The organism is Roseofilum sp. (assembly GCF_982964205.1).
Genome location: NZ_CEZBFX010000012.1, coordinates 1 through 15069, shown reverse-complemented (window position 1 = coordinate 15069; position 15069 = coordinate 1). Strand labels below are relative to the sequence as shown.

The window sequence follows — 15069 nt, the reverse complement described above, 5'->3', positions numbered from 1 at the left end:
AAGATGAGTTGATGAAGCCACTTTTGTTCAAATATGAAAGCATTGTTTCTATGTATGCCTTGTCTATACTGCTAAAAGTAATTTCACTGCCGAGCAACCCATTCTGAGTATCGCGATCGTCAATAGTAACGCCTGAAAGTATACCCGCCTCTTTTTCTGTTAATTTTTCCACTCCAGACTGCACACCAAAAAAGTAAGGATAGAGCGGATTATCAGGATGATTTGATAAAGCCATCTCCCAATCAGTTGATGAAACTTTTTTCACGGAGGGAACCAAAGAGCAAATTAAATCAAATATATGATTCCAAGATGTGGATTTAGGATTGACTATATTAAATGTTTTGCCCAAGGAGGTCTCTTGCTGAGACAAGTAAACAATTGCTTGACTTGTTTCATTTATAGGAACCCAGTTCTCTCCTAACTTACTTCCTAAAATGGGCACCATTCCTAATTCAATACAACCCATAACATAGCGACAAATTCTATCATCAATCCTGCTAGCACCAGTATTAGCATCTGATGTTATTGTTGCTAACCGATATATAGACGTAGGAATCCCTATCTCCCTCCCTGTGGCTACTAATTTTTCCGCTACCCATTTACTTTGGGAGTAACCAGTTGTCAGATTATTAACTTCCTCACTTTCATTATTACTAGATGACAATAACGTTACATAACTAGATAGAAAATGAACGGGTTTTACATGAATTTGACTAGCTAATCTCAAAACTTCTTGAGTTCCTAAAACATTAGTTGGTTTGAGTATAGTGTAAGGATAAAGATGATTAGTCCAAGCTCCACTATGATAAATAATATCAATCTGGTTGGCAAGAAACTTGAATTCTTCCGTTGATAATGCGAAAAACTTGCTAGATAAATCTCCTACTACAGGGATAACTCTGGAGCTAAATTTCTCTTCATCCCAGAGCCAATAAGATTCCAGTTTATCTTTGAGTTTCTGTTTAGCTAAATCCCGATCATTAGCCCGAATTAGGCAATATATATTTGCTGAAGTTTTTTGCAATAACTCATCAAGCAAATAAGCTCCAATAAAACCGGTTGCTCCGGTCAAGAAAATATTCTGAGGTTCAATAATATTTCGGGCTACTGTAGTATTAACAATAATGGTCGGGTCTAAGGTTGCTTCTGCATTAAAATCAATTTCTTCAGTAGGCAATTCATGACTGGATTTATCTGAGCTATTTGTAACAGAAAATTCCAGAGGAATTACATTGGCTAAATGCTCTACTAATGCCTCAACAGTCGGATAGTCAAATAACAATTTAGAACTCAAATTTGTCTGTAAACTTGACTCCAATCTGTTTTTCAATTCCACTGTCATCAGGGAATCTAATCCTAAGTCAAATAAAGGTTGACGAATTCCTATTTGTTGCGGATCTTTCCAGCCCAATGTTTTTGCGATCAAAGAGCGGATCTGATTCGCCAATAATTCCTGACGTTCTGAAACGGGTACTGATTCGAGTTGTTCCCTAAATGCTGAATTTTGGGTTAATGATGGCTCACTTGAAATCAAATTCTCTAGGAATGATATCTTTCGCCCACCAGGGAGCTGCTTGACAAATTTTGACCAATTAATCGGCCACACTATAACTTGACTTGAAGAGCTGGAGAGCAATGAACCTAATGCCTGCATTCCCCGTTCTGGTTCTATAGCAATTACCCCACTACTATCGAGCCGCTTTTGATTGAGACTATCTAAACGAGCTGCCATTCCTACCGATCCCCAAGCTCCCCAGTTGATACTTAACCCTGGTAATCCCAGACCCCGACGATAGTGAGCTAATCCATCCATAAAAGAATTGGCCGCAGCATAATTTCCCTGTCCAGGTCCTCCCAAAATCGAAGCTACAGAGGAAAAACAGACAAAGAAATCTAAGGGTAAGTCTTTGGTGAATTGATGCAAATTCCAAGTTCCTTGAACCTTGGGTGCCATCACTTTGGTGAAGCGTTCCCAACTCATCTGTTGTAGTACGCCATCATCCAATACTCCAGCGGCATGAATCACTCCTTTGAGTGGGGGGAATGATGTTGATATTGCCTCTAAAGTTTTGGCGACATCTTCTTGACGGGAAATATCCCCTAATAAGATATCCACAGAAGCTCCATCTGTTTGTAAGTTGCCTATGATTTGTTGTGCGGTTTCACTGGGAGCGCGACGGCTGCTCAAGACAAGATGCTTGGCTCCTTGTTTTACCAACCATTGGGCTACTTCCAATCCTAATGCTCCTAATCCTCCTGTAATCAAATAACTTGCTTCTGGTTGGATGGACTTTGGCTCGATAGAAATTTGTGGCATCTGCACGACTATCTTGCCGATGTTCTTAGCTTGTTGCATATACCGGAAGGCTTCTGTAATTTGTGTACTGGCAAATACCTTGTGAGGTAGGGCAACAAGTTCTCCTTTGCTCGATCTGTGGATTACTTCTTCTGACAACTGAGTGACTACCTTGGGTTGTTGTCGGAATACTTCGCCTAAATCAAAGGGGAAATAGCTGATATCTGGTCGTTTTTCTTTGACTTGCTGCTGCTCCCAAATCCCAATTTTTCCGATTTCCACAAATCTTCCTTGAGGGGCTAATATTTCCAAATTCTTGGGAATGTACTCTCCGTTGAGGCTATTGAGGACTATATCTACTCCCCCTCCTCCAGTAAGCTCCATAACTTGGTCCGCAAAATCTAGGGTGCGGGAGTTCATAATATGTTTGATGCCTAGGGACTTGAGAAACTCCCATTTGGGCGGACTAGCTGTGGCAAAAATTTCGGCTCCTGCCCGTTGAGCTATTTGTACTGCGGCTTGCCCTACTCCTCCGGCTGCCGCATGAATTAATACTCGCTCTCCAGGTTGAATTTTGGCTAACTTCTCCAATGCGTAGTAAGCCGTAGAAAATGTTACTGGCAAGGTGGCTGCTTCGCTGAAACTCATGGGTTTCGGCTTGGGGATGAGATATTCAGCTAGGGTAATGGTGAAGCTGCTGAAGCCATCGTGAACCATATTTGTGATGACTTCGTCTCCTACTTGCCATTGTGAGACTTCTGCTCCGACAGCAGAGATTGTTCCTGTACATTCCAAGCCAAAGGTGAGTTGTTTGGAACTGGTAATGCCCAGATGTTCGGCATAGTAATCTTGGAGTAATCCCAGGGCATTAAGCACATCTCGGAAGTTTAGTCCTACTGCCGCTACCTCAATTTCTACTTCGTTGGCTTCAGGAAGACGACGCTGCATTGGCTGCCAACTGAGGTTGTCTATCACTCCGTATTCTGCCAGTTTTAATTGCACCGGTTGCCCTGGCGAATTTATTGATTGTTGCTGTGGTTTTTGTTCGAGTCTGGCGACATAGCGACTTCCTTGACGTATTGCTATTTGCTCTTCTACATCTTCTGATAATAGTTCATGGACTAGGGAGTCTAAGTTTTCATTAATACTTGCTTCTGGGTCACAGTCGAACCGTTTACACCTTAACTCTAAGTGTTCTTGGGCAATTACCCCTCCTAGTCCCCATAAACTTCTATACTCAGGGTTAATGACTTCGGAGTCTGTTTTGACACTCTGGGTTCCTTGAGTTACTAACCATAGCTGTGGCATGGTTTTGTCTTTGCTCTTGAGGATTGCTTGCACCAAATGCAGTGCTGCGGCGCAGCTATTTTCTTGGATTTTCTCTAATTCTAAGTTATCTTTGTTTGCTGATGGCTGCACTCCCCACAAATGCACAACGCCTGTAATCCCTGGATTTTCCTCTAGCAGTTGCTGGAATTGCTCTTCGCTGGTGGGATTGATTTGATAGTGTTGTAGACTTAGCTGCTTATAGGTCTGTCCTGGTGATACTCTGATGGACTCATGACCTTTGTGTTGGAGTGTTTCTAGTAGTTGAGTCTCTTCTGTCAAGACTAACCATTTGCTGCTTGCTGTTGATGGGTTTGTTGAGGATAGGGCTTGGGCTTGCCAGTTGATTTGATAATACCAATGGCTGATATCTGGTTGCAGACTTTTGAGGAGGGTATCGGTTGTTGTAACCATTATCCTTAATCCCTCCAGCTCGGCTACCACAGTTCCCTGGTTATCTACGAGGAAAATATCGGCTGTTAAGCTGTTTTCTGGTATTTCGGCGATCGCCCATGCTTGACTTATTGCCTGACGATACAGCTTCAATTTCTCTATCCCTACTGGTAGATAGGTTTTATCGCCTGTTTCTATTTTGCCCAGAGCATGACCCGTGATTTGTATCGCTACATCTAATAAGGCTGGATGTATCTGATAGTCTGTTACCTCTCCTATTAACTCCTCCGGTAAGGCTATTTCTGCGAGGGCTTTACCTTCACCTTTCCACAACTGTTTGAGTCCTTGGAAACTTCTCCCGTGTTTTAGACCTGTTGAGCCACAGAGTTGATAATGTTCTTGAACTTCTATGGCTTGACTACAGTCTCTTTTGTATTGTTCGAGGTCAATTTTAGCTGGACTTTTAGCAATGGATTGGGGATATATTGTTCCTTCACTGTGCAATTTCCATTGTCGCACCTGTTGATTCCCAGCTTCTGATGCACTAAATATTTCAAACTTGTAACTATTATTGTCTAAAAGACTGACGACTGTCTGTACCTTCTTAAGTTCTGTTTCTGGTAGGATCAACCCTTGCGCGATCGCCACATCAGAAACGACGACTTGTTCTTGGGAGCTGAAGAGATTTCTTCCCACTGCCATTGCCATTTCTAGATAGCCTGTACCCGGAAATAGAGACCGATCAAAGACTTGGTGGTGATTCAAGTAGTCTGGAGATTGAGCGCCTAGGTAGGATTGAAAACGATGTTGATCTTCTATTCCTGCTAGTTCTAGCTTTTCTCCTAGTAATGGGTGCCAATATTGTGTTGTCGATAAACGCAGGCTTGGCTGGTATTTATTATTGCTTTCTATCCAGTATTTTTCTCTTTGGAATGGATAGGTCGGCAAAACTACTTTCTCCCGGTTATAGTTTTGGTCAAATCCTAACCAATCTACTTTGGCTCCCTGTACATACAACTTTCCTAAACTTGAAAGCATCTGTTGCCATTCATCCACTCCTGGACGCAACGATGGTAGCCACACACCTACCTCTTCGGGTAAACATTGTCTTCCCATTCCCAACAAAATTGGTTTGGGGCCAATTTCTAGGAAAGTTGTAAAGCCTTGTTGGTTTAACTCCTTCATTCCTCGATCAAACCTTACGGGTTGGCGGACGTGATTTACCCAATATTGTGCGGAGACAATCGCGTTGTCTGCTTTGGTTCCTGTAAGGTTAGAGATTACTGGTATCGTGGGTTGATGGTAGGTCAGTTGATTGGCGATCGCTTCAAATTCTGCCAACATCGGTTCCATCAATGATGAATGGAAGGCATGGGAGACTTGCAGTTGTTTGGTTTTGATTCCGGCTGATTCTAGGCTGCTGACAATGGCTTTGATGGCCATAGAGTCACCCGAAATAACGATACTTTCTGGTCCGTTGATAGCTGCTATCGATAGTTCTGGATGGGCAGCGATCGCCGCTTTCACCACCGACTCTGATGCCATTACTGAAACCATCTCCCCGCCAGTTGGTAATTTTTGCATCAACCTTCCCCGGGCAGCAATTAATTTCAAACCATCCTCTAAACTAAATACTCCCGCTACCGTTGCGGCTACATATTCACCCACACTATGACCCATGACGACATCCGGTTTAATTCCCCAGGATTGCCACAGTTGATACAAAGCGTATTCTATAGCAAATAAAGCAGGCTGGGTATAGGCTGTTTGGTCTAGTCGGAATGCATTCGACTCATCTATATTTTCTGGATAGAGAAGGTCTCGTAATGAAGTGTCCTGGAAGTTTTCGACACAACTCAGAATGTCTTCACATTGGTGAATTGCTTCACGAAAAGGGAGGGCTGTTTGATACAACTGCCTTCCCATATTCACATATTGAGAACCTTGTCCTGTGAAAAGGAAGGCGACTTGGGGGATCGTGGTATTATTAATCAGTTCTCCCGAGTAAATTCCGGGGACTTCTTCTCCATCTTTGTACTGTCGGAATTTCTCCACTAATTCTGATTGGTTATGTGCCAGGATTGCTAGTCTGTGGTGGAAGTGGGCACGTCCTATATTAGCGGTATAGCAGATATCAGCCACCTCTAATTCCGGATAAATAGTTATATGATTTTGATAATTATTGACTAAATCACTAAGAGCAGTTTTAGTTTTGGCGGAGAGAGTTAATAGATGAGCTTCCCGTTCTAAATCATTTTCACTGTTGCCAGTTACCTGTTGCCTATTATCTTCTCTTGGTGCTTCTTCTAAGATTATATGAGTATTCGTTCCGCTAAAACCAAAGGCACTTACTCCTGCTATACGAGTTTTTCCATTGGTTTCCCAAGGGGTGAGTTGAGTTGAAACTTTTACGGGTAATTGAGACCAATTAATATAAGGATTAGGTTGATTAAAATGTAGAGATGGTGCGATTTGTTGATGTTGCAGTTGCAGGACTAATTTCATCAAGCCTGCAACTCCTGCTGCTCCTTCAGTATGACCAATATTCGTTTTAGCTGAACCCAGGATTAAAGGGTGCTCTTGAGAGTGGGTTTTGCCAAATACCGCTCCTAAAGCTTCCACTTCCATAGGATCTCCTAAAGAAGTTCCTGTACCATGAGCTTCAATATAACTAACCTCTGCTGGGTCTACTCCTCCATTGGCCAAAGCTTGACGGATAACAGCAACTTGAGATGGACCATTAGGTACTGTCAAGCCACTACTCGGTCCGTCTTGATTCATAGCAGTTCCACGAATTACTGCCAGAATATTATCCCGATTGGCCACTGCATCACTGAGGCGCTTTAATACAACAATCCCACATCCATCTCCACGCACATAACCATTGGCTGAAGCATCAAAGGTCTTGCACCGACCATCCACCGATAGCATACGACCCTGAGACAGGGCGATGCTAACCTCTGGAGATAGTAATAGATTTACCCCTCCTGCTAGAGCTAGATTGCACTCTTGATTCCTTAAACTCGAACAAGCTAAATGGATACTAACTAATGAAGAGGAACAGGCAGTGTCTACGACTAAGTTAGGCCCAACTAGCCCCAGAATATAGGAAATTCGCCCTGATGCTGTACTGTGAGAATTGCCCGAACTTATGTAAGCATCAATTTGTTCTAGACCATGACTCAATATACGGTGGCTATAATCACTGCTACAAATACCAACAAATACACCGGTTTGACTCCCTTTAAGTTGTTGCGGATTCTCTCCTGAATACTCTAGAGCTTCCCAACTGACTTCTAAGAGTAATCTATGTTGAGGGTCTAGATGGATAGTTTCTTTAGGAGAAATACCAAAGAAGTTGGCATCAAATTCTTGTACTCGATCGATAAACCCTCCATGACAAGTAGACATTTTGCCAGGAGCGTCTGGGTCTGGGTCGTAATAATCATCAAGATGCCATCGGTCTTTTGGGACTTCCGCGATCGCATCTACTCCATTTTGTAAAATATCCCAGAAGGCTTCTGGAGTAGATGCACCTCCAGGGAACCGACAACTCATGCCAATAATGGCTATTGGCTCTGTAGCGGCTGCTCTAATTTCTTGTATTTTTGCAGTTGCTTGTTTAAGTTTTAGCAGTAGACGCTGCTCATTTGAGAGCTTTTGGGATGCGTTAAGTTCCATCTTTATTTCTCCTAATACTATTAATTAAAAGTAAGCAACTTTATCTGATTTACTATAAAAGTTGATCGAGTTCACCAATCGCTTCCTCAACCGCCATATCAATTTCATCTTCAGAAAGATGATTAATTTCAGCCAGCATATTTTCTGAAGTTTCTAGCTCCAAGTGATTCTGATTTTTGTCTAATGGGGTTTCAGATTGCGATCCTGCCTCATCTAATGGTAAAATTATTGTCTCTTCCAGATGGTCGGTTAGTGCCTGAAGATTCGGATAATCAAAAGCTAGAGAAGACGGCAGTGAACACTCTAAACTGGTCTGCAACTTATTCCTTAATTCAACAGAAGTCAAAGAATCCATACCTAAATCAAAAAATCCAGTCTCTAATGAAATAGATTCAGGATGATTTATCCCTAACACTAGAGCAAATTGACGGCGCACATGAGCGACTAATAACGAGCGACGTTCGTTAGGTGCGGTTGCCTTCAACTTTAACAGAAACTCTGACTGAGATACTTCAGAAGTTGTTGGGTTGGTTTCCTGCCAATCTGCCAAAAAAGGCCATTGGGCTACTCTTTCCTGCCAAGCTGACCACTCAATCGGTAGCACTCCTACTTCTATCTCCGAACCACTACCACTCATCAGTAGCTCTAGCGACTCTAGAACCTGAGTGGGAGATATCACACCCATTCCCTGCTTCTGTAGATTGACTTCCAAACCGGGTTCTTCCACCTCTTCCACTTGAGCAAAAGAACCCCAATGAATGCTTAATCCTGGTAATCCCATCGCACGGCGATAATGGGCTAAACCATCAAGAAATCCACTGGCTACAGCCTGATTTCCTTGACCTGGTGAACCCAACAACGATGCAACGGAAGAAAACAATATAAAAAAGTCCAACTGTTGGTTTTGAGTCAATTGATGCAAATGCCAAGCACCTTTGACTTTGGATGCCATCACTTGCTTAAAGCTGGATTCACTCTGGTGTTGTAGAACGTCATCCGACAACAGTTCAGCCGAATGGATTACTCCTGTTAGTGGTCTGTTTGACTGCTCAATTTTGTGCAGCACTCTGCTCATTGATTCGACATCAGACACATCAGCTTTCTCCAGTACTACAGAAACTCCAGCCCTTTCTAACTCCGTTATTTTTTGACGGTTAGCATCATCTAGTGAACCGCATCCCAGCAACACCAAATGCTTTGCTCTTTTCTCTACCATCCAACGAGCCACCAATAAACCTACATCTCCTATACCTTCTGTAATCAAATAGGTAGCATTCTGATGGAAACATAAAGGCTTTTGAATAGTAGCATCAGTTTGCTGACGACGACTAGCCACCAATCGAGGCGCATAACGCTCACCTGCGCGCCATGCTACCTGGTCTTCCGTATCCTCCGACCAGATTTCCTGGAATAGTGCCTCAGCTTGAGTTTCTATTGTCTGCTGTGGGTCTAAATCTATGCACACACACTTTAGATCGGGATATTCTAAGCGAATCACTTTTCCCATACCCCACAGTGAAGATTGGGCTACTCCTGGTATGACTGGATTATTGGACGGTACGGGTTGAGAACCATTGGTCACTAACCATAACCGGGGCGATCGAGATAATTTGACTTTGACTAAGGCTTGTACCAAAGATAAGGTCGTACCACACCCGAGCTGCGATAAATTTTCTAATTCCTCAACGCTCAGATTTTTATCGACTCCTGCTTCGGTTGTCCAACATTGTACGACTCCCGATAACGAGGGGGATTGGGTCGCAACAGCTTCTATCAGTTGCTCAAATTCTTCTGGATTATGAGGATTAATGGTAAATTCTTCCGGGGCAAGCTGTTGGTAATTCTCTCCTGCAAATACTAACGTACAAACCTCTCCTGCTTCGTGGAGTTGACTAGCCACCTGTTGAGCAATTCCTTGTTGGTCTGCTAGTATCAACCAGCCCTTTGGTGCCAATGAAGTTGGCTCTGTGTTTGTTGGATCTGCTTGGGCGACAATCACCCCTTGTTGAGCAAATACTTCTGCCATACTCTCAACTTCTGGTAGAGTAACGACTTGAGTAAAACCGGTTTCACTCAAAACCTTTTTCCACTGCTGGCGACTCAATAGAGGGTAGTCGGATCGCAAGTCATAATCAGTGAACTTCCACCATCCTTCTAATAGTCCAAAGATTAAATCCGAAAATCGAGATCGTGTTGTTGTTTCATACAAGACCAACATTCCCCCTGGTGCTAACAGTTGTCGCACATGGGATAAGGTCTGCTTCATACTCGTGGTAGCATGAAGGACATTAGCCGCAATAATGACATCATACTGATGAGGTGTAAATCCTTGGCTGGTTGGGTCTACCTCAATATCTAAAGTTTGATAGCTGATGAATCGATAATCCTTGAATTGCTCTTGAGCTTTACTGGTGAATAAAGCCCCAATATCCGTGAATATATATTCCGTTTGGTTAGGATTGAGATGGGGCAAAATATAACTTGTAGTCCCTCCTGTTCCTGCTCCGATTTCCAATAACCGTATACCTCGGCTCGGTGGTAACTTCTCAATGGCTTGAGTGATAGTTTTTTGCACTATCGTATTCATCACCTTCGTTACTTGTGACTCTTGATAGAATTGGGTTGCTGTGGTCAAATCCCCTTGAGGGAACACCAGTTCTACCGGATCTATTGCTCCTCGTAGTGCGATCGCTAGTTGAGATGCACAACGGTCTAATAGAGTTAATCCAGCTACTTCTTCTGGATATTGATTCAGTAAACTTTGGCTTTTTTGGGTCGGGTCAACTCTCTCTAAGGTTTGTTGTACCTCCCACTGTTGTTGATTCGGCTGGAGTATTCCTACTTCTGCTAGGATTTGTAGCAAACGCTTGAATAATCGTCGCTGACTCGGAACTATACCTAAACGTTGGACTGCTGCCTCTAAGTTGAAGCTCTCTGTTGGTTTATATGACCAACCCATTGATAGCAAGGCTTGCACGATATAATCTACACTTAATGCTTCTACCTTCCTTTGTATTTCTGAGGTAGAAGCATTATCTATCTGGGTGACTAATTCTTGTAGGTTGGGAGTTAATTTTTGGGAAACTTCTACAGGAGCAAGCAAAAAGTCAGGAGGTAACAACCGGCCTAAAAGACCTTTAGTTCTCCATTCTACTTCATACAACCAATTGGTGATTGATTCTCCTTCTGTGCCTAGTAAGGTCTGTTTATTGGCCACTTTTACTTGTAAGCCTTTGACTGTGGCAATTATTTCCCCTTCTGGACTCAGTAGTGTCACTTGAGTGGTCATATTTTCTTGACCTTCTACTCCAGTCGCGATCGCTGATGCGTATGCCCAAAAAGAAAGCCCTGGACGACTATAGACCTTGAACTCCTCTACCCCTACCGTCAGATAAGTTTTATCGCTCTCTACTTCTGGCCATATATGACCGATTAACTGCAAAGCTGCGTCTAATAATGCGGGATGGAAGTGATAATCTATTGTTTCTGCTATCAATTCTTCAGGTAACTTAATCTGAGCCAAGGCTTTGTTTTCACCCGACCATAACTCGCAGATACCTTGGAAACTGCTGCCATAATCAAGCCCAAATTGCCGAGATTGTTGATAATGTTCTTTGACTTCTATGGGTTGACGACACTCTGCTTTGTATTTTTCTAGATCGACTTGGCTTGGAGTTATATTAGTTTGGGCAGTTCGGACTTTTCCTGTCGCATGGAGCGTCCACTTCTGTTCCTGTTGGTTTTGTTGGTGTTGAGAAAATATTTGAAATTGATAGCTTTGGTTGTCTAATGCAGTGAGTATAGTTTGGGCATTGGTTAATTGTCCTTCTGGTAGCGTCCAGCCCTTACTGATAGTTAGATCTTCGATTACTATACGGGGTGTTTTAAATTTCTGATTTCCTGCTGCACTTGCCATCTCCAAGTAGCCTGTTGTAGGAAAAACAACTTGATTGAAGATGCGGTGGTGGCTCAGATAATTGGGTGAGTTTTCTCCTATTTGTGAAGCAAATATGTGTTGTTCGCTTGCACAATTAAGCTTCTGACCTAATAGTGGATGGAAGTTTGGGTCTGTTGACAATTTTTGTTTAGGCCAGAAGTTGACGTTAGGATTAGTTTCTATCCAACATCTTTCTCGTTGGAATGGATATGTAGGTAAGGCTACTTTCTGACGACTATAGTCTGAGTCAAATCCTGACCAATCTATTTTTACTCCTTTGACATACAATTGTCCCAGACTCGATAGTATTTGTTGCCATTCATCTACTCCTGGACGCAATGAGGGCAACCATTCTCCTACTTCTTCTATTACACATTTCCTTCCCATTCCTAACAATATCGGTTTAGGCCCAATTTCCAGAAACGTTTCATATCCTTGCTCTTCTAGCGTTTTCATACTCTGGGCAAACCTTACGGGTTGACGCACATGAGCTACCCAATATTGAGCCGTGCATATTTCTGTCCCTACTTCAGTACCCGTTACGTTTGATATCAGGGGTATTTTGGGTGGATTATAGCTGATTTCTTTGGCTACTGCTTCAAATTCTGTTAACATCGGCTCCATCAATGGGGAATGGAAAGCATGGGAGACTTGTAGTTGCTTTGTCTTGATTCCAACTCCTTCAAAGACACTACAAATCTTAGCTATGGCTGCACTCTCACCTGAGATAACTGTACTTTCTGGCCCGTTAACTGCTGCTATTGTTACTTGGGCCTTATCTGCTTTTATGGCTTCTGTTACCTGAGATTCTGATGCCATTACGGATACCATCTGACCACCAGAGGGTAACTGTTGCATTAGTTTGCCCCGCATGGCTATGAGTTTGAGACCGTCTTCTAGGCTAAATACTCCTGCTACTGTTGCGGCTACATATTCTCCTACACTATGACCCATAACTACATCGGGTTGGACTCCCCAGGATTCCCATAGTTTAAAGAGGGCGTATTCTATGGCAAATAGGGCGGGTTGGGTATAAGCGGTTTGGTCTAATAGATCAGAACTTGATTGTTTTGTTTCTTTAGGGTAGATAATTTCTAATAGAGGGACTTCTAGATAGGGTTGTAGAATCCGATCGCATTCCTCTAAAGTTTGACGGAAAGTCGGTGCTTGTTCATATAGTTGCCTTCCCATATTCACATACTGGGAACCTTGGCCTGTGAATAGGAATGCTATTTTGGGTTCTTCACTATTGGGTTGTCCTGAAAATACTCCTACTAATTGTTTCTGAGTTTTCCACCCCAGCAGTTTCTCTGTTAATTCTGTCAGCTCAGAAGCAATAACCCCTAATCGATAATTAAAATGCGCTCTGCCTGTAGAGGCGGTATAACAGACCTCTGCTAGTACTAGCTTAGGATTAGTTTCTAGGTGATTTTGATAACTACTGACCAACTCATCTAGAGCCTTTTCTGTTTTAGCTGAGAGAGTTAATAGATGAATTGGACGTTCAATAACATTTTGAGTTTTGATTGGAGAAAGTGCTTCTTCTATAATTACATGAGCATTTGTTCCACCCATGCCAAAGGAACTCACTCCTGCTATTCTGAGTTTTCCCTCATCAGACCACGACATTAACGAAGTCGGAATTTTTATGGGTAATTTATCCCAATCTACATGGGGATTCGGTTTTTTAAAATGCAAATGAGGCGGAATTTCCTGATGCTGAAGGGCTAAAATCACCTTCATCAAGGATGAGACACCGGCTGCTGCTTCTAGATGACCAATATTCGTCTTGACTGATCCCACAATTAGAGGGGAATCTGCTGAACGGTTTTTACAGTATACTTCTGCCAGAGCTTCTATCTCAATGGGGTCTCCTAAAGACGTTCCTGTACCGTGAGCCTCCAAATAGCTAATTTGATGAGGTTCTAACTTTGCATTTGCTAATGCTTGTTGAATCACCTGTTTCTGAGCCATTTTATTAGGAACCGTCATCCCACTACTTGGCCCATCGTGATTAACAGCAGAACCTCGAATAAGGGCTAAGATGGAGTCTCCATCAGAAATAGCATCGGACAAACGTTTTAAAACTAGGACACCACATCCTTCTCCTTGACCATAACCATTAGCAGCAGCATCAAAAGTTTTGCAACGACCATCTGGAGATAAGGCTTTCAGTTCGCAACGACCAATGGTACTGATGGGTGATAATATTAAATTGACTCCACCGACTAAGGCTAAGTTGGATTCTCCTAAACGTAAGTTCTGACAAGCCAGATGGGTCGCAACTAAAGAACTCGAACAAGCTGTATCGACCTGTATATTAGCCCCCTGCAAACCCAAGAGATGAGAAATACGACCTACACCAACACTCCTATTATTGCCAACACTTGTATTATTGCCAATTTGATTTTGGTTCATTAGACTTACAGCAGAATAGTCATCTGTAGAGATTCCTATGAACACACTGGTCTGGCTATTCTTAAGGTTCTCCCATATTTGTCCAGCATTTTCTAATGCTTCCCACGTTACTTCTAAGAGTAGTCTATATTGAGGATCTAAAATAACTGCCTCTTTAGGAGCAATGCCAAAAAATAAAGGGTCAAATTGGTCGACTTGCTCAATAAAACCACCTTCCTTAGTATAGGCTTTCCCTGAAACTTCGGGGTCGGAATCATAATAAGCATTCACATTCCAACGCTCAGGAGGAACGGGTGTAATGGCATCTATACCATTATGCAATATGTTCAAGTATGTTGATGGGTCGTTAGCTCCTCCAGGAAATCGACAGGCCATCCCAACAATTGCGATCGGTTCCGTTTGGGCTTTGTTTACGGCATCTAGCCTACTCCGCATTTCTTGGAGAGCTTTTAGGACTTGTTTAGATGAGAACTTTTGTTCAGTTGTTTGAGGATTTTTGTTCATTTTAATTAGTTCCCTTCATCTAGAATAGTGAAAATCTCTTTTAACTCTTGTGCTATTGTGTCCTCAATTTCAGTTTCTGATTGAGTTTCTTGAGATTCAACTATGTTTAGAGGCTGTATATTTTTCTTCTCACTTCTCTCTGTTATTGTGTTTTGCCGATCTGGGAACAGCTCATTGATTAGGTATTTAGCCAAGTTTTGAATATTGGAAGCCTCAAATAATGTAGCCGCACTAATTGAACTTCCCAGACTATGACTCAAAATACTTCTCAGTTCAACTGCCATCAGTGAATCCATACCCATATCAAAGAATCCTGATTGTGTATTGGGAAGTTGGGATGGAGAAAATCTTAGTAATTCACCAATTTTAATTTGAAGGTAATCAACCATCCGCTGATAGCGTTTCTTTTCTGGAACTAATGCTAGTTCTCCTAAAAATTCCGCGCTCGTATTTTTGACCTCTGTTGCTTCTGAATCTAGGGAGATTTGGGTCAAAAATGATCCTTTTCCTCCTA

3 protein-coding genes are annotated in these 15069 nt (G+C 42.5%); all 3 read right to left on the bottom strand.

Features of this window, described 5'->3' with window-relative positions:
* Positions 1–7696: thioester reductase domain-containing protein (locus tag AC3A14_RS05420; RefSeq protein ID WP_487778926.1), on the bottom strand; the 7696-nt coding region annotated here is incomplete at its 3' end.
* Positions 7697–7748: 52 nt separating this feature from the next.
* Complete coding sequence (locus AC3A14_RS05415; RefSeq protein WP_487778925.1) at positions 7749–14555, bottom strand: beta-ketoacyl synthase N-terminal-like domain-containing protein; 6807 nt, start codon at positions 14553–14555, stop codon at positions 7749–7751.
* Between the two features lie 5 nt (positions 14556–14560).
* A partial coding sequence (locus tag AC3A14_RS05410) for an acyl carrier protein (RefSeq protein ID WP_487778924.1) occupies positions 14561–15069 on the bottom strand: 509 nt, incomplete at its 5' end.